Raw genomic sequence first — 17270 nt, 5'->3', positions numbered from 1 at the left:
TAAATGTTTTAATACTGGAACGAAAATGTCCAGGGAGTAAAACTGGATGGCAGCAGCTTTAGTAACACTTTTTGCGATTGTGATCCTGTCACTAATCGTAACCCGAATAGCTACAATAGCACTGACACTTACAGGAATGTCCAGCGAAGTGGCACGTTTTCAGGCACGATCGGCATTGACTGGTGCCGGTTTTACCACCAGTGAATCCGAAACCATGATGAGCCATCCTATCCGTCGCAGGATAATCATGACACTCATGCTGGTAGGTAATGCAGGGATAGTCACAGTGATAGCTTCTATTATCCTTGTTTCCGTTAATATCGGAAGTACAAGCTGGCTTGGTCAGATAACTATTATCGCTGCCGGGTTGATGATACTTCTTGCACTGACACAAAGCAGGTGGGTGGACAAAAACCTGACCCGGCTCATTAACTTTGCACTTATGAAATGGACCAGTATCGAAACAACGGATACTGCAAGTCTTATCTATCTTGGAGGGGAATACCAGGTTTCCGAACTTGAAATCGAACCCGAGGACTGGCTGGCAGATAAAACACTTGCAGAAATGAACCTGCCCGATGAAGGAGTACTTATACTCGGTATCCAGAAACCCAACGGAGAATACAACGGCACTCCGCATGCCTCTACAAAGATCAGGATCGGTGACATCCTGCTTCTTTATGGAAGCGGAAAATCCATACACTCACTCGATGTAAGGCGCAAAGGAATTATCGGTGAAGTTGAGCATGAAAGGGCTATAATAAAACAAAAGAAGATGATGGAAGAACAGATCGAAGACAAGGACGAATCAAATGAAGAGGATGAAGGATAGTCCTCTGTATCAAAATCTCATCTCTGCCTGTTCTTACCATTCTTTATTGCTGCTTAAATTTTCTCATTGTTTCAGTGTACGGTCAAAGAATGTGACCATCTGCCAGTATGCATCCTGTGCTTCAAAACTATCAGACAGTTCTCCGTCCTCGATCATGAAACCATGTGGTTGTCCCTGATATATTTTCATTTCAAAGTACTTATCCTCGGCATCCAGCTCAGTTGCATATGCATATATGTCAGATATGCTGCTTGCCTCATCACTTGTCCCGTGAATTATCAGTATCGGTGCTTCAAGCTGGTCAATGAGTTCAGCGGGTTGCTCGGGCTGAGCCTCAGTACCTCCTGAGTACGGGAAACCATACCAGGCAACCCCGGATGCAAACTCCTGCATCTGAGGTAGGAAGAGCATTGTATAGCGTCCTCCTGCACAAAAACCTGTGAGACCGAGTCGCTCAGTGTCCACATCAGACCTTGTTCCAAGATAGTCAACCGAGTCAAGTATCAACTGCTGGACAGTTGCATCAGCCGGTGACTGTTCAAAGGTCTGCCATTCGGGAGATATCACCACATACCCTTCCGAAGCAAGATCTTCAGTGAGATCTACGTAACCGGGTTCCATCCCGTTGAATGAGTGTATCAGGACCACTGCAGGTTTCTCACCTTCCGTTGTGGGTGCGGCCACATAAGCCGGATAGGTCTGACCGTCACTAACTATTTCCACCTGGCTCAGGTTTACCTCAGATTCCGCTGTACTTGTGTTGACATCCGTTTCTTCGCCGGTGGTCTCATCTGTGTCACTTACACAGCCGGATAAGCCGACGATTAATATCATCAAAAGACAAAGAAATAATGCTTTCATTTAAACCCCCAATTTTCCTTTTATTTGTGTGGATATATAGTTTTTCTTACTTTTTCCGGACCATAGCATTATACTGCTTCTATACATACATGGTTGCAATAATAATCCATATTCCACACTAGCGATTAAAACAGGAAGAAGATGAATAATTTCTTTGAATCAGAACGGCTTGTGTTCAGATCCTGGACACAGGAAGATAAGGATGAATTCAGAAAACTGAATGCAGATCAGGAAGTTATGAAGTACTTTCCCGATGTCCTGTCCCATGAAGAAAGTGATCTGCTGTTTGACAGGATCAGAAAGAATATGGCAGAAAAAGGCTATGGGTTGTGGGCTGTAGAAATAAAGAAAAGTGGCGATTTCATTGGTTTTATCGGCTTTAATAATGCAGATTTCAGGGCTTTTTTCACACCATGTATAGAGATTGTCTGGAGACTGAAAAGTGAAGCATGGGGCAAAGGATTTGCTACTGAGGGTGCAAAGCGGTGTTTGAGGTTTGGCTTTGAAGATCTCGGTTTCAGTGATATCTACTCCTTTACAGCAGTTGAGAACACAAGATCTGAAATGGTGATGAAAAGGATCGGAATGATCAGAATCGCAGAATTCGATCATCCTGAAGTGCCAATGGATAGTAGTTTAAGTAGGCACGTTTTATACATGATAAACAAAAAGAATTTTTTTTCAGACCTGACCCGGAGTCCTACAGATTAAAAATAATAATTCCTCTAAATGTGCTTTTACTGATTATGGACCGGACTGAAATTATAATGTCATGATAATTCATGTTGCAAGCAAAAGATAGTATAGTTCGTGTTGTTAAGAACGGTTTGGGTTATATACAAAAATAGCCTATTATACATTGCGAGCATGGGTCGCTCGCACGTTTTAGACCGAAATTTACGGGATATGGGGATATCTCGGATTCGTAAGGAAAGAGGCGCCAAAGCGTGGTGGTTTTATCGGCGCCTCCCTGACACTCATTATTTTGTTTCTGTGAAACTTATTACTGGCAAAACGTGACTTATAATATAAAAGTCGTTCTAAATTGTGATTCTTCTATCCTGATAAGGACATTTTAAGTTTGTTTTTCTTTCCCTGTTGCCTCTCTGGCATTTAAAGAAAGATTAGATTTCAGTTACAGGAGTGGAGTTCTCCCGACAGTATTCAAAGAATTCACTTCCCCATTCCAGAGAATCCATACTATCGCACAGAACATGTTTATTATCGAAAGTGCCGTCTTTTTTGAGCAGGTTGATCAGGATATGGAAATCATCATAGGTGAAAAACAGAAAATCCATGTCTTTGTTGTATACATACATTCTAAAGGACTCGTTTTCAAGAAGCCTTTGAAAATTTTCCCTGTGATTGGCCCGGATTTTCTCAAACAGCTCCTTTGAGACAATAAAATTCACCTCTACACCGCTGGCAAGTAATTCTGTGAATATCTGGTTGTAATTAGGATACAGGAATGCAGTTACCGCATATGTGGCTCCGGGGTTCTTGCTTTCATTGTGGAAGTCCTTATGTACCTCATACAGGTCCGTAAGAGGAGGTGTTATAACCCTGCATACACTGATCCCGTTCAATCCTTCAAGCAAGGCAGGTGGAAGAAACTCAAGATTGCGTGTTCCCCAGTAATCAATATCCACGTCAAGAAGGTCAACAGTTTTGAGTAGCGGACTAGCTTTATCAACTACAAGTTCACCGAGGACTGTGAGGCTATATGTATCATCCGAATCAGTAATCAGGTGATGGTCTTCAAGTATACGCATCTGTGGGAGTAGGGCCTGTCTGGTGGTTTCCAGATGACGGAGTATTTCCTCCATTCCCCGTGAACCATCTTTTAGAAAAAGAAGTACGTTCTTTCTTTTCTCCGAAGAGAACATCACATCAAGTAACTTTTTTCTTAATATATTGACCACTCCTCTACATCAATTCGAATTCAGATGACATAAAAAACTGACTATTATAGTATATATAACTATACTGGTTTTCGATTTCGTATAAATTATCTATTGACAGTATACTTCTAAACAGAATTATCGAGCCTTTGTTCACAATTTTGAAATGCATGCAATGTATATCAAATAAATAAGACTGGGAGACGGTATGATTGCTGCTTCGGCAGAACATATGCTAATTGATATGCTACGGGTCATACTGGCAAAATAGCAATTGATATCAATAGTCAGGGTGGGAATTTCATATGTCAGAGGATTTTGATCTTAGATCCAGGGAATACTGGCTGCGCATGTTCTGGGGTCTGTTCTTAGGATTGATCAGTGCCATGGGAGCATTTATTTTCATCGGCCTAATGAACGCTGGACAGAGCCTGATCCTGCCTGATCTTACGGACTGGACCCCGTTTTCAGGATCCTGGCTAATGGTAGTCATCATGACATCTATAGGGTTTCTGGTAGGTCTGGTCCATCATTACAGTTCGGCGACAGAACTCGACGTATTTGAGGCCGTGGATGAAGGTCGTATGGATCCAAAACCTGTACCCTCTTCACTACTGGCATCACTGTTATCACTTATAAGCGGTTTCAGTCTCGGACCTGAAGTCCCCACAGGTATGCTCTCAGCTGGTCTTGGAACCTGGATATCTGACCGACGCAAGATGGACACCGGAACAACACGGACCAATGTCCTCAGTTCAGTCTCATCTGCCTACAGCGGCCTGTTTTCGTCACCATTCGCGGTACTATTGATGCTTTTTGAATCCAGACATCAGCAGAATCTGGTCTACTATGGAACCCTGCTGATCGCTGCAATCTCCGGAGTTGTTGGTTTCAGTCTCTTTTACTGGCTGGGCGGGGATTCATTTTCACTACTACTGGATCTTCTGGCACCACCCTCATATGATCTGAGGATCTGGCATCTGGCAGCAGCGGTTCTGTTAGGCATCCTGGCAGTTCCCTTTGGCCTGCTCTTCCCGATAATGAACAAGATCCTGAGTCGGCTTGTGATGCCACTTAACGGGCAGCCCATATTACGCAGTACAGTAGGCGGACTGCTGCTTGGACTGCTGTCCGTGGCATTGCCTACAACTGTCGGCCTGGGTACAAATGAAATGGTCACCGTCACTCAACAGGCAGCAGAGATCGGAGTATTTCTTCTAATTATATTCGCCCTGGCAAAATTGCTGGCCCTGAGCGGGGCACTATCATTCGGTTTTATAGGAGGGCCAATTTTCCCACTCCTGTTTGTCGGATCATCTGTTGGATCGGCCATACATTTGATATTTCCACAGCTTCCGCTGGGCCTGGCCCTGGGTTGTATGATAGTCGCAGTGCCTGCATCCATTGTACCAATACCGGTGTCACTGGCAGTTATAGGAATTGTGATAATAGGAATATCTCTGACAAATGCACTTCCGGTCCTGGTCGCAGCACTTGTGGCCTTCAGTGTCACACACGGACTGCTGATCAAAAAAGAAGAAAAAACAGAATCATCATTTCCCACACAAGAATGATATCAAAGAAAAAACGAAAAATACACGATTAAAGAAATGTGGCCCGATCATGGGCCAGAATATATTATTTTTTCAGAGATGGTGTGCAGAAGCACAGTTACTTCCGGCAAATGATACCATCGGCCTTGGCAGATCAATATCAAGAGCCTCTTTCAGAACCTCTTCAATGGTTTCCACAGGTATGAATTCAAGCTCATTCCTGACTTCCTCCGGTACATCTTCCAGATCCTTCTTGTTCTCCTCTGGCAGAAGCACCTTTCTGATACCCGCTCTGTGTGCTGCAAGCACTTTTTCCTTGATACCTCCAACAGGCAGTACGGCACCACTCAGCGTTACCTCGCCTGTCATGGCAAGTTTTGGATCAACAGGCCTGTCTATGATCAGGGACGCCAGCGCCGTAAAGAGAGTTATGCCCGCAGAAGGACCGTCCTTCGGAGTAGCACCTGACGGTACGTGTATATGGATATCGTTGGCAGCGAAATCAAAGCTGCTTGCGATAGTTGCAAGCCTTGACCTGACCAGACTCCGGGAGATCTGCGCCGACTCCTTCATCACATCACCAAGCTGGCCCGTCAGTGTCAGGTTACCCTTTCCGGGCATGAAGGTACCTTCTATAAAGAGGATATCTCCGCCCACAGGTGTCCAGGCAAGTCCTGTGACAACACCCGGTACGTTATCCTTTCTGGCCTCATCCTGTCTGATCAGCTCCTTACCGAGTACCTCCTTGAGCATATCCGTCTTTACCACGAAAGGTGTTTGAGCTTTTCCTGATACGATCTTTTCGGACACGAACCTTGCAGTTCTTGCAAGTTGCTTCTTGAGTCCCCTGACACCTGCTTCACGGGTGTACTTTTCAATGATCATGTTAAGAGCGTCGTCTTCTACCCTGAGCTTATCCTCATCAAGCCCGTGATCCTCCAGTATCGCCGGGAGTATGTGGTCCTTTGCGATATCAAGCTTCTCATTTCTGGTGTAGCCTGATATCTCGATAATTTCCATTCTGTCAAGAAGTGGTCCCGGTATGGTTGACAGGGAGTTTGCTGTTGCTATGAACAATACCTCTGACAGGTCGTAGGGAACTTCCAGATAGTGGTCCGAGAATGAACTGTTCTGTTCAGGATCAAGGACTTCCAGAAGGGCACTTGCAGGGTCACCTGAATAGGAAGCTGAAAGCTTGTCTATCTCATCGAGAATGAAGACCGGATTCTTGGTACCTGCCTTCCTTATACCCTGTATGATCCTTCCGGGCATGGATCCTACATAGGTTCTCCTGTGACCCCTGATCTCAGCTTCATCCCTGACACCTCCAAGGCTTGCACGGACATACTCTCTTCCAAGGGAATCGGCAATGCTTTTTCCAAGGCTTGTTTTTCCGGTGCCCGGTGGTCCCGTGAACAGGATGATCGAGCCCTGTTTCTCACTCTTGAGTTTCATTACGGCAAGATGCTGGATTATCCTTTCCTTGACCTTTTCAAGTCCGTTATGGTTGCTTTCAAGTACATCACGGGCTTCTTCAATGTCAATGCTCTTTTTCTCCTCTACAACCCACGGAAGGTCGATCAGAAGATCCAGATAGTTCCGGATGACATGGCTTTCCGGGTTATGATCTCCCCCGGTCTCGAGTTTCTTTAGCTCTCCAAGTGCCTTTTTCTTAACATCCTCAGGCATTGCCGAGTTCTCGATCCTTTCCCTGTAACCTCCCTCACCTGAAATCGGGTCATCGTTCTCGTTAAGTTCTTCCTGGATCAGCTTTAGCTGTTCACGCAGCATTGCCTCACGGTGTGATTTGTTCACCTTTTCAGCAACCTTTTTTGCAAGCTCGATCTGGATATTGATATTCTCCTTCTGCTTTGTAAGCACAAAGAGGAATGTAAGGTAACGTTCACGGACGGAGACAGTTTCCATAAGGTCCTGTTTGTCTTTGAGCTCGATTGGGATAAAAGGCATCACGTAGCCTATGATCTGGTCAACGGAGTCCATCTTTTCAATCGGTCTGACAAACTGCTCAGAGCTCTGGAAGCGATCACTTATCTCATGAATGGTCTTTTTAATATCCTTCCTGATACTTTCCTGCAGCTCTTCATCAATATCGCGGATATCAGGAACCGTTTCATATTCTGCGTAGAACACTCCTTCTTTATTCTGCACAGAGACAGCTTTCACCCTCTGTATTGACTTTGCAGATACCATGTATCCTTTATCGGCAGGCTGTACCATCATGACCTTCAAAAGACTGCCTGTTGTGTACATCGTTTCCTCTGAAAGTTCAGCAGGCTTTGTACCGCTTTTTACAGTCAGTCCGACCGCATATGCAGGTCCGCTGTCCTTTACTTCTTCCAGAAGGAGTTCTCCGGTGGCCTTATCAGTGATAAATTTTGTCTGGCTTCCGGGATATGCCACTGTTTCAAAGAGAGGGGTTATAATATTCTCTTTGTTCTCTCTGGTATCGGTGGTTCTTTGTGTATACATTATTTGTCACTCGTGATTATCGTAAATATTTAGTTCAGTTTTGCCTAACTATAGACAGAAAAAAATTATCTCACTTTTCTCAGGATGCTTATCAGAACATCCATTTCTCTTTCGTCAAGTGAATCTGTCATTTTCTCAATTAACTGCATCAGGGCTTTCTCTTCGGCGCGGGCTATCGTCTGTCCTTTCTCTGTCAGACGTATATAGAACATCCTGCCATCATCGGGAGACCTTTCCCGATACACGCAATCCATTTTTACGAACTTGTTGACCATCTCCGTAATCGTGGGTTTGGAATTGCTGGTTATTCTGGCAAGACCGCTGAATGTCACTTTTCCGTGTTCATCTATAATCTTCAGGTATTCTATCTGCTTCACACTAATGTCCGACAACTGACATCCGGAGAAGACCTCAGTAGAGCATTCACTTTTAATCCGCAACAGATTATCAAAAATTACGTACAAATGCTCTCTTTTTTCTTTCATGCTCCCTGTCCGGATAGTTAGTTAGGCTTTTCCTAATTATAAAGCTTTTGCAACTACCTCCTGAAGAAAATTAATTCAAAAATAATATATACAAATACTTATATACAATATATAGGAAGGCTACTTCTGGTATTTTACATATGAAAAATACTTGTCTTTGATTTAAAAAACAGGCTAAAATCTGGAACCAAAGAATAAAAGGGGTGAATGTCCATGGTAATTGAGATTGGTGAGAAAAAAAGTTTTAGTGTCTTTGATCCTTCAATACGTTTTGAACATCGAGAGTTCTATGAAGAAATCGTCAGTGAATTGAATGTTATTATTCCGGTATGTTTTTATGGAGAGGCCATAGCTGTTGCGGTTAGTGAGAATTCAACTGAAAGGGATCAGATCACAGAACTAATGAAAAGTGTGGAAAATTTTTCAAGACAATTATTGCAGATCACAAAGAAGCTATTTGATCAATACTATATCGCTAAAGAAGAACAACATGAATCGATTCTTCATACTACTGCCTATAATAAGATCAACACCATTGACAGGAATCTTCTGGAGCGGACTTGCGATGTGAGATGGTGGGCACTGGAAACAGCTTTTAGCGAATGTATTTCATTTTACGAAAATACCAAACAAAACGCGGTATCTATTTTGCAAATTCTGGAGGAATACCCAAGTCGGTCTGAACCTCATGAACCGACAACTACTGAGGGAAAGAATGCCTCTCTTTCAATCGCCGATAATCTCAGAAATTTTTCAGGCTTATTAAGAGATGGAGCATTAAAAGACTTTATCGAAAGATTCAAACACCATTGCCTTGAATTTCAGGGTGGTGAAAAAGATCGAAAGGATCTGGAGGATTTTTTGCAGAATCTGGTGGACCTGGATTCCAGGATCTCTTTTGCATGTTATCGGCTGGAAGATATCAAGAATTCCTATACACTTTATCGGGACCTGGTCATTGCCGATTCCGAAGGATATATCATCGCCAACTCGAACAGCCTTAGAAGATCAGAATTTTTAGGTATAAGAGTAAACGATGAAGATTGGTTTACCAGAGCTTTGAAAACCCATAACGGAACAGAATATATTGCCCAGGATATTTGTCCATCCAGCGTGGAGGAGCAGCTTTCCCTGGTATATTCGACTGCTGTTCGTGAAGACAGCGATGAGAATGGTAACGTGCTTGGAGCCATGGGCATCTTTTTTGATTTTCAGGGAGAAGCAAAGATCATCCTGGATGAGTATATGCCTTTGACTCAGGCGGGAATCATACAGGATGGCTGTTATTCGATGTTTACCAGCAGTGACGGAAAAATTATCGCCTCAACAGATGAAGACATACTCGAGGTTGGGAAAAGAGCGCATATCCCCAGAAATAACCGTGCCTTAGCTGATGGCGAACAGGTTAATACCTATATGGCTTTTGAAGGAGTCGACTCCGCTATCTTTTCATCCAGAACAGATGGATATCTGGAATATCGCGGGCTTGGCTGGAGTTCGCATGTCATTCTTCCCAAATCTCATATTTTTGCGGACACGGTTCAGGCTGATGAATATTATATCGAATCAAAGGAGTTAATGAATTCCAATATCAATCCGGAAATAAACAAGCAGACCTATGCAAAAATACAGAATGATAAAAATGAAATTCAATTGATATCGCTTAACGGGACCATATATGCCTCAAAAATGGGAAAACGTGGTGAACAGCTGGGACCAATCTTCAAACAGATAACTCAATCCAGCAATTTCATTACGTCGAAAATGGAAGAACTGCTGCAGGAAATGGCAGCCGTCGAACTGCAATTGAATTTAAGGACACTGGAAAACTTTGCCAAGCAGGCAATCGATCTGATTGACAGAAACCTCTTTGAAAGGTCGGCTGATATTCGCTGGTGGTCAACTGATGAATATTTCTGGAAAGCGCTTCTAAATCCATCTGAAAAGGAATTTATGAAAGCAAGTAATCGGCTAAAAGTTATCAATGGCAGTTATACCATGTACAGGAATCTGGTTCTGGCAGATTCGAATGGTATTATCAAAGCCTGTTCTGATACAGAATTAATGAGTGAACTTGGTGGACTTGATGTGTCTGATCATATCTGGTTCCAGGAAGGAGCCCTTACTTCACAGTCAAATCAATATGTTGTTCAGGACGTCATGAACTCCCCTCTGGAAAAGGATAAGCACCGGTCTCTGACCTATGCCGGCGGCATTCGCGAAAATGGAAACCGGGAAGGTGAAGCTATTGGAGTATTGGGCATCCTGTTCGATTGGGACACTGAAGCAAAAACGATATTGTCAACATGTCTTCCCAAGGACAGGAACGGAAATGTAATCTCCGGCAGTGTTGCTGTTTACGTTAACAGGGATTTTGAAGTAATCGAGACAACAGACGAGGTGGATTTTTCTGTTGGTTCTGTCCTTACTCTTCCGACTGAAGTTTTAGCTCTGCAGTCAGGAGAGAAGGTTTCCGGCATTTTTGAATTCAATGACCAGAAATACATCTATGGCGCATGCCGGACCAAGGGATATAGGGAATATCCGGGACTGAACTGGATTGCCTGCGTCCTCCGGCCTATTTCTACAAACTCCTGAAAAAATAAAAGATTATCAAATGCCAAAACTATTGGCCTTCGCATCACAGTTAAGTAAATGAGATTAAAATCCATCCCAAGGCAACCTTTTGTTAAATAATTCAAACAATCTCAATATCAAAAGAATTCAGAAGAGAGATGACCTCAGGAACCGAGAATTTGGTCTTTTTAAGGAAATTCTCGTTGGGGTCAATATCATAATTCCTTGCATTTCTGAAAGATGCAAAACTTAGGTTGCTGTTCCTGAAAATGCTGTCCTCAAGATCCGAATTTTCAAAACTGGCACCTTTAAGACCTGTGTTCACAAAATCACAGCCATTTATCCGGCAGTTGATAAAATCAGTGTTTTCAAATTTCATGTCGGAGAACACGGAATAGGAGATGAAGGAATCTTCTAATCCGATCGTGAGTATGAAATCGTTACATGTTGAAAAATCCAGTCCCATGACCTTGCAGTTTATGAATTTCACATTCTGGAATTTGGTATTGTTCAGATTCACATTAGATAGATTGCAGTTCTTAAAAATACAGTCCACAAACTTTGAATTTTTAAAGGATACGCCTGTAAGATCGAGACCTTCAAAAGTTTCCTCTTCAAATCCTTCGTCCTCAAATTCCATAAACAAAAAAGTGTCTGAATTTCATTAATAACTTTGCCATTTAAGATATCTGATTAGCTTATTCTTCAATAAATAAGATTCAACATCAAACCTGTCAGAAATGATGCAAGGTTACATACAAATGATAAAAAAAGAGCTTTTCTGGAACCAATTCTCAATACAAAATAATAGAATACGCATTCAATCAGAACAACCAGGAATTCTCCGACTGCAGCATACAGATAGTAAGGTTTGATGAACACAGGCAATATGAACCATAGATAAGGTAGGGTCGAAAAAGATGCAAAAATGCCTGCAAATAAGAGAAGGCCATTACTTAGATGGGACGTATCTCTAATGAGAAAACATCTGGCAACAATGAACAAAACCGAGGTTTCGACAATAACTGTAAGAAACAAAGACAGCAAGAAACTATATTCATAATTCATCACCGTCATCCCCGAACTGCACCAAACAAGTCCTTGAAATAGCATACCACTTCATCAAGGATCGAACTTTGAGCAGTCTCCGTTTCACGTGGAGAGGAGAGGTCTAAATCTTCAGTGAAGTTCTCCGATTTTCGCAGATCCGGTGAATTCTCTTGTGAATCCGGCAAAGATGAATTAATAGTCAATCTCAGATCATTCACTTCGGGTTCTTCGAAGATTTCAGTTCTGTCAGGTAACCCAACATATCTTGATATCTTTTTTGATTCATAAAGTATTAACTCAGTATCATTGAAACCTGCTATTGAATAATATATCTCTTCTTTGACCAGTGGATTTGCTATTATCGTATACTCCCAATCAGGATTTATCTCCAGTGTATAACCCAAAATATTGGGATCTGTTTCAAAATCGATATTCTCCAGTCCTGTTTTATCAAGATAATCCCTATCAACAGCATAAATTGTCAGGTCATTGGCTTTGTAGAACTGTGTCAAACATTCATCGGACGAAATGATATATGGATTCTCACACCGGATCACAGGGCCTGTAATGTAACCTATGAAAACCACATCGGGAAACTCTTCAATATTCGATATTTTCACACACCTGTCGAAAGATTTCATTCCAGGTGGCATTATGTCAGCATGCGCAGGTATTATAACGATAATCACTAGCATGATACACATCAAGATACGATTTATCAGTCTCATGACCAAGTTTCCTTCAAATAATACACTTTTAATAAATCACACATAATACAAATATTTTATTAACTCAAAATAATTATGACATAGTTAATATCGTCCCGTTACGGAACACGCCAGGCAATTTTCCTGCACGGACAAAAACACTTAAATACATAACGAATAAGTATCCTTACTGGAAGTGTGGTGGATCTATGAGAAACAAAATAATTGTCGTTTCCTTATTAGTGACAATACTATTACTGGGCTCATTGATCGTATCAGCAAGACCTGCATATCTTGCGAATTTCAACGATCAATACGGTACCGAAGACACAAAACTTGATACATGCAATACCTGTCATGTCAATCCTAATGGAGGAGGTACCAGGAATCCTTACGGAATAGCCTATCAGGAAAGTGGCATGGATTTCGCTTCCATTGAAAGCCTGGATTCCGATGAGGACGGCTTTACAAACCTTGAGGAAATCAATTCTCTGACATTCCCGGGAGATCCGGAAGATAATCCCGGAACACAGGATATTGATCCATCCGATGTGACTGTGGTGAATGAAAGCGATCCTGCAGGTGAGCAGGTTGCTGAAAACACAAGCGAATCCGCAAATAACAGTCCGGAACAGGAAACCACTGACGAACCTGTAGAAAGCCCGATATCCGAGGAACAGGCTCCGGGATTCGGTGCCATTCTGACAGGACTCGGAGTACTATCAGCCATTTACTGGTACAGGAAGTAAAAACAAAAATTTAATTTTCATTTCCTGCATCTTCATTTTCTTTTTCTTATATCTTCAAGCAATTGCCTGAGCCTGTCATAGGAATATGTATTAATATCATCATCCTTTGTGAGCCAGCCCCTGCGTGCCTGTCCCACTCCGAACTTCATGAAAGAAAGATTGGATGTCGAGTGGCTGTCTGTATTGATGCTGAACTTTACGCCATACTCCTTTGCTTTTAGTATTAACCTGTCGTTTAAATCAAGTCTTTCAGGATGGGCGTTTATCTCCAGAATTTTACCGTTATTGACTGCGGTCTCAAATACAGTATCAAAATCAGCCTCATATGATTCCCTTTTACCTATCAGCCTGCCGGATGGGTGACCCAGGATATCCATATACCTGTGTTCAAGTGCTGCCACTATCCTTTCAGTCATCTCCTCCTTCGGGGACTTGAATCCAGAATGGACAGAACCCACAACAATATCCAGCTCAGCCAGGATATCATCCGGATAGTCCAGGCTTCCGTCTTTTAGAATGTCAACCTCGGCACCTTTGAGAATCCGGATATCATATTCTCCTGCGACCCTGTCTATTTCCTCCCATTGCTGCCTCAGTTCATCGATCTGCATACCACTGGCAATTCTCTGGGATCTTGAATGATCTGTTATCGCAATATACTCATACCCCATATTTTCCGCAGCTTTTACCATCTCCTCAAGACTGTCGCTTCCTTCACTGAAAGTCGTGTGGATATGCAGATCACCCCTGATATCACCGAGCTCTAACAGTTCCGGCAGCTCATTCTTCCCGGCAGCAGCGATCTCTCCCCTGTTCTCCCTGAGTTCCGGCGGGATATACTGCAGACCAAGTCTAGAGTAGATACTTTTTTCATCCGCACCCTCTACCATTTTACCGGAATCCTTCCTGAACAGACCGTATTCTGACAGCTTATAGCCCTTTGATATGGCAAGATCCCTCATTGCAATGTTATGATCCTTCGAACCTGTAAAATACTGCATTGCTGCCCCGTAACTTTCTGCCGGGACCACCCTCAGGTCAACATGTATCCCTCCCCTGAGAATCACAGTACTTCTTGTAAGACCTCTGGATTCCACCCTGTCGGCATCTTCCATGTTGACAAAAGTCTTCATGACATTTTCAGGATCACTGGAAATTACCAGCATATCGATATCACCAATGGTTTCCTTCATCCTGCGCAGGGAACCCGCGTAATCGATCTTCTCAAGTTCACTGTTCTCCTGCATATAGAACAGGACATCCTCTGCCAGGCCCATGGCCTTTCCAAGAAGCATGCGTTCATGACTTTTCTCAAACAGGATTATGGATTTGAGGATATTCTCTTCTGTCTTTTCCCCGAAACCCTCCAGTTCCCTGATCTCATGTTCCTCCACCGCTTCCCGAAGATCTGAGACTGTTTTGATATTCAGCTCCTCAACCAGCTTTTTCACCTTCTTCGGACCAAGCCCTCTGATCTCCACCAGCTCGCCGGTACCACCTGGTGATTCTTCTTTGAGTCTTTCAAATTTTTCAACTCTACCGGTTTCGAGATATTCGATAATGTGATTCGCAATACCGCTTCCTACACCTGGTATATCCTCGAGTCCCTTTTTTCCACTTTTCCGGTAGATATTCCTTATATCCTCACTCAGGTCCTCGATCTTTCTTGCAGCTCTTCTGTAGGCACGGGGCTTCCATTCAACCCCGTTGAACTCGAGAATATCCGCTGCTTCGTTCAGAATATCTGCGATCTCACGATTGATCATGTAAACTCCTCTTCCATATCCTTTATTTCCTCAACTGTCGTGGCTTCTGAAGGTCCCTTATCATACCTGATCCTCAAAAACCTCGGGAACCTGAGCGCAAAACCTTTTTCAGTGTTATCATTTCCGGCTGTATGCGCCGGACTTTTTGTTATCTGCGAACCCAGTACCTCTATGACTACAGACGGGTCCACATACAGATCAGGTTCCATATCCTTACTGATAACTACATTTGCAGGAGCTTTGTCGATAAGATGGTTTTCGAGCAAGGAGTTCATCTCATCAAAATCCTCGTCGGTAAATCCTGTCCCAACCTTTGTGAAGGTCTCAAAGCGGTTCTCTTCTTCATTTAATACCGCACACAGGAGTGCACCGAATGATCCATGCCTTCGTCCTCTTCCGTAATAACTTCCCACAACCACCAGATCAAAGGTTTCCCTGATACCTTTTGCATATTCTTTTTTCCACTTTACCCAGAGCCAGCCCCTTTTGCCGGGCTGGTATATGGATTTTTCAGAAACTGATTTGATGATTATACCTTCAAGTCCTTTATCAACGGTTCTGTCAAAAAACTCCTGTATCTCACCCAGATTGGAACTTATTATCCTGCGTGAGAGTTTTATCCTCTCTGTTTCCTGCAGGTTCTTCTCAAGTAATCTTCTTCTTTCAGAGTACGGAACATTTAACATGGATCTGCCGTCAAGATAGATCAGGTCAAAGCAAAAAACAGCTACCGGTATTTTTTCCATGTATTTTTCTACATTGTGTTTCCTTCTTCTTTGCATAAGTTCCTGAAAGGGCTGTATATTCGAATCCCGGTATGCAACGATCTCCCCGTCGATGACCATCTTCCGGGATTGGACACTTTCATGAAAGGCTTCTATCACATCGGGAAACTGTTCTGAGATATTTTCCAGTCTTCTGGAAAATGCCATGATCTCTTTCCCGTCAACATGTATCTGCACCCGCTCGCCGTCATACTTCTCCTCGGCTGCCATCTCACCCCGGAACTTCCTGTTCAGCTCTTCAATGCTATCCACTCTTTTTGCAAGCATCATTTTCACAGGCCTACCGGGTTTTATTGAGAAACTTCCAAGGGAATTGATCCCATGTTCTGCAAGTGATCCGGCAAGTTCACCGATATCCGTGCATATGTTGTAGCTATCATCTATCTTTTTTGCATTCTTCCTGTCGCCTGTAAAGGCCAGTGCCAGAGCTTCAATGAGGAACTGCTCCCCGAATCCGAGTCTTAGCTGCCCAAGGGCTATCCGTACAACATATTTAGCCTCAAGGGATGTGGACTTCTCAAGAAGCTGTGACAGGACAGATACCTTTTCACCCTGACTGCCAGGACCGGAGCTATCCCTTATCCTGACCATCTGCTCAAAAACATCCTGCATGCTCACCGAGCTTCTCTTTCTTTCATCCAGTTTGAAAGCCACATCTCCAAGATCACCAAGCCGGGAAAAAATACCGGATACATCCTCTTCTGGAATATCATATGCAAGGGAGATTGCCCTGATACAGAGCTTTTCCCCGAGTCCGAGATCGATATCCTCGAACTTAGGACCAATATCTCCAAGGGCAAGATAAGCGGCAACCCTGACATCCTCAGGCTCGAGCCCGGTCAAAAAGGATGCCAGAGTTTCAACTATTTGCTTGTGAGAACTTATCTTTTCAATCTTAGAATACAGGTCTGCAAGTTTCCCAAAAGACCCCATGATTCCCCAATCCTGATAGTAATATGAAAGTTCAGACTGAAATAATTTTAGATTGGAATTCAAGAAAAGATAAATACACTAAAATGAATCTGAAAATAGGGGAAATTGGGGGATAAGAAATTACAGGTGGTATGGAATGTCAGCCGGTGATCTGAAAAAAAGTCTTGAAACTTTGTTTACAGAACAGAATCTTGCAGTTCTTGCAAGTTGTCATAAAAATGAACCATATACCAATCTGGTGGCATTCGTAGCCAGTGCTGACCTCAGATATATCTTCTTTGTGACCCCTGTTTCCACAAGAAAATATTCCTATCTCAGTTCCTCCGGGACAGCATCCATGATGATAGATAACAGATCCAATAAGGAAGATGATTTCAAGGATGCAATAGCTGCAAATGCAAACGGTAACGTCATTGAGATTGAGAAAACACATGATGTCGTGTCACTTTACCTTGAAAAACACCCACATCTCAGAGATTTCATAAAATCTCCCTCTTCAGCCCTTATGAGAATGGAAGTCAGAAGCTATATTATTGCAAGCAGCTTCCAGAATGTAGTGGAGTTGAAAATGAGATGAGAGG

At 42.9% G+C, this 17270-nt stretch carries 14 protein-coding genes; 6 read left to right on the top strand and 8 right to left on the bottom strand.

Features of this window, described 5'->3' with window-relative positions:
* Nucleotides 1-46 precede the first annotated feature (46 nt).
* Nucleotides 47-832 carry a TrkA C-terminal domain-containing protein gene (locus tag HWN40_RS06370; RefSeq protein WP_176964955.1) on the top strand — a complete coding sequence of 262 codons (786 nt, stop codon included), beginning with the start codon at nt 47-49 and terminating at the stop codon, nt 830-832.
* Between the two features lie 63 nt (nt 833-895).
* On the opposite strand, the gene HWN40_RS06365 is transcribed toward HWN40_RS06370, so the two are convergent.
* Nucleotides 896-1693, bottom strand: a complete 798-nt coding sequence (locus HWN40_RS06365; RefSeq protein WP_176964954.1) for a dienelactone hydrolase family protein — start codon at nt 1691-1693, stop codon at nt 896-898.
* Nucleotides 1694-1834: 141 nt separating this feature from the next.
* Between HWN40_RS06365 and HWN40_RS06360 the strand changes: the two genes are divergently transcribed.
* The gene (locus HWN40_RS06360) at nt 1835-2404 is read left to right on the top strand and encodes a GNAT family N-acetyltransferase (RefSeq protein WP_176964953.1); all 570 of its coding nucleotides are present in this window, start codon (nt 1835-1837) and stop codon (nt 2402-2404) included.
* Nucleotides 2405-2817: 413 nt separating this feature from the next.
* Here HWN40_RS06360 and HWN40_RS06355 read toward each other — a convergent pair whose 3' ends face one another.
* The gene (locus tag HWN40_RS06355; RefSeq protein ID WP_176964952.1) at nt 2818-3615 is read right to left on the bottom strand and encodes a helix-turn-helix transcriptional regulator; all 798 of its coding nucleotides are present in this window, start codon (nt 3613-3615) and stop codon (nt 2818-2820) included.
* 284 nt (nt 3616-3899) lie between these two features.
* On the opposite strand from HWN40_RS06355, the gene HWN40_RS06350 reads away from it, so the two are divergent.
* Entirely contained in the window at nt 3900-5168 is a 1269-nt protein-coding gene (locus HWN40_RS06350) for a chloride channel protein (protein ID WP_218165490.1), read from the top strand.
* A 72-nt stretch (nt 5169-5240) separates the two neighbouring features.
* On the opposite strand, the gene lon is transcribed toward HWN40_RS06350, so the two are convergent.
* Complete coding sequence (lon, locus tag HWN40_RS06345) at nt 5241-7637, bottom strand: endopeptidase La (protein ID WP_176964951.1); 2397 nt, start codon at nt 7635-7637, stop codon at nt 5241-5243.
* A 65-nt stretch (nt 7638-7702) separates the two neighbouring features.
* Nucleotides 7703-8122 carry a MarR family winged helix-turn-helix transcriptional regulator gene (locus tag HWN40_RS06340; protein WP_176964950.1) on the bottom strand — a complete coding sequence of 140 codons (420 nt, stop codon included), beginning with the start codon at nt 8120-8122 and terminating at the stop codon, nt 7703-7705.
* A gap of 213 nt (nt 8123-8335) precedes the next feature.
* Here HWN40_RS06340 and HWN40_RS06335 point away from each other — a divergent pair, with 213 nt between their 5' ends.
* The gene (locus HWN40_RS06335; RefSeq protein ID WP_176964949.1) at nt 8336-10720 is read left to right on the top strand and encodes a PDC sensor domain-containing protein; all 2385 of its coding nucleotides are present in this window, start codon (nt 8336-8338) and stop codon (nt 10718-10720) included.
* Nucleotides 10721-10820: 100 nt separating this feature from the next.
* Here HWN40_RS06335 and HWN40_RS06330 read toward each other — a convergent pair whose 3' ends face one another.
* Nucleotides 10821-11339 (bottom strand): pentapeptide repeat-containing protein, encoded by a 519-nt coding sequence (locus HWN40_RS06330; RefSeq protein ID WP_176964948.1) that lies wholly within the window; start codon nt 11337-11339, stop codon nt 10821-10823.
* Between the two features lie 433 nt (nt 11340-11772).
* Complete coding sequence (locus HWN40_RS06325) at nt 11773-12369, bottom strand: hypothetical protein (protein ID WP_218165489.1); 597 nt, start codon at nt 12367-12369, stop codon at nt 11773-11775.
* 296 nt (nt 12370-12665) lie between these two features.
* Between HWN40_RS06325 and HWN40_RS06320 the strand changes: the two genes are divergently transcribed.
* Nucleotides 12666-13205 carry a hypothetical protein gene (locus HWN40_RS06320; protein WP_176964946.1) on the top strand — a complete coding sequence of 180 codons (540 nt, stop codon included), beginning with the start codon at nt 12666-12668 and terminating at the stop codon, nt 13203-13205.
* 32 nt (nt 13206-13237) lie between these two features.
* On the opposite strand, the gene polX is transcribed toward HWN40_RS06320, so the two are convergent.
* Both polX and HWN40_RS06310 read right to left on the bottom strand, forming a co-directional pair.
* Nucleotides 13238-14971, bottom strand: a complete 1734-nt coding sequence (polX, locus tag HWN40_RS06315; protein ID WP_176964945.1) for a DNA polymerase/3'-5' exonuclease PolX — start codon at nt 14969-14971, stop codon at nt 13238-13240.
* The gene (locus HWN40_RS06310; RefSeq protein WP_176964944.1) at nt 14968-16689 is read right to left on the bottom strand and encodes an ATP-dependent DNA ligase; all 1722 of its coding nucleotides are present in this window, start codon (nt 16687-16689) and stop codon (nt 14968-14970) included. The genes polX and HWN40_RS06310 overlap by 4 nt, the downstream gene beginning before the upstream one ends.
* A 136-nt stretch (nt 16690-16825) precedes the next feature.
* Here HWN40_RS06310 and HWN40_RS06305 point away from each other — a divergent pair, with 136 nt between their 5' ends.
* Entirely contained in the window at nt 16826-17266 is a 441-nt protein-coding gene (locus HWN40_RS06305) for a pyridoxamine 5'-phosphate oxidase family protein (RefSeq protein WP_176964943.1), read from the top strand.
* The last annotated feature ends 4 nt before the right edge of the window (nt 17267-17270 follow it).

It is taken from the genome of Methanolobus zinderi (genome assembly GCF_013388255.1).
GTDB lineage: Archaea > Halobacteriota > Methanosarcinia > Methanosarcinales > Methanosarcinaceae > Methanolobus > Methanolobus zinderi.
This window is presented reverse-complemented; position numbering and strand designations above follow the sequence as displayed.

What these genes read in the sequence shown, in the direction of transcription:
- HWN40_RS06335 (WP_176964949.1), top strand. Translation starts at nt 8,336, where the DNA reads ATGGTAATTGAGATTGGTGAGAAAAAAAGTTTTAGTGTCTTTGATCCT.
- HWN40_RS06330 (WP_176964948.1), bottom strand. Translation starts at nt 11,339, where the DNA reads ATGGAATTTGAGGACGAAGGATTTGAAGAGGAAACTTTTGAAGGTCTC.
- HWN40_RS06360 (WP_176964953.1), top strand. Translation starts at nt 1,835, where the DNA reads ATGAATAATTTCTTTGAATCAGAACGGCTTGTGTTCAGATCCTGGACA.
- HWN40_RS06370 (WP_176964955.1), top strand. Translation starts at nt 47, where the DNA reads ATGGCAGCAGCTTTAGTAACACTTTTTGCGATTGTGATCCTGTCACTA.
- HWN40_RS06320 (WP_176964946.1), top strand. Translation starts at nt 12,666, where the DNA reads ATGAGAAACAAAATAATTGTCGTTTCCTTATTAGTGACAATACTATTA.
- HWN40_RS06365 (WP_176964954.1), bottom strand. Translation starts at nt 1,693, where the DNA reads ATGAAAGCATTATTTCTTTGTCTTTTGATGATATTAATCGTCGGCTTA.
- lon (WP_176964951.1), bottom strand. Translation starts at nt 7,637, where the DNA reads ATGTATACACAAAGAACCACCGATACCAGAGAGAACAAAGAGAATATT.
- HWN40_RS06310 (WP_176964944.1), bottom strand. Translation starts at nt 16,689, where the DNA reads ATGGGGTCTTTTGGGAAACTTGCAGACCTGTATTCTAAGATTGAAAAG.
- HWN40_RS06340 (WP_176964950.1), bottom strand. Translation starts at nt 8,122, where the DNA reads ATGAAAGAAAAAAGAGAGCATTTGTACGTAATTTTTGATAATCTGTTG.
- polX (WP_176964945.1), bottom strand. Translation starts at nt 14,971, where the DNA reads ATGATCAATCGTGAGATCGCAGATATTCTGAACGAAGCAGCGGATATT.
- HWN40_RS06350 (WP_218165490.1), top strand. Translation starts at nt 3,900, where the DNA reads ATGTCAGAGGATTTTGATCTTAGATCCAGGGAATACTGGCTGCGCATG.
- HWN40_RS06305 (WP_176964943.1), top strand. Translation starts at nt 16,826, where the DNA reads ATGTCAGCCGGTGATCTGAAAAAAAGTCTTGAAACTTTGTTTACAGAA.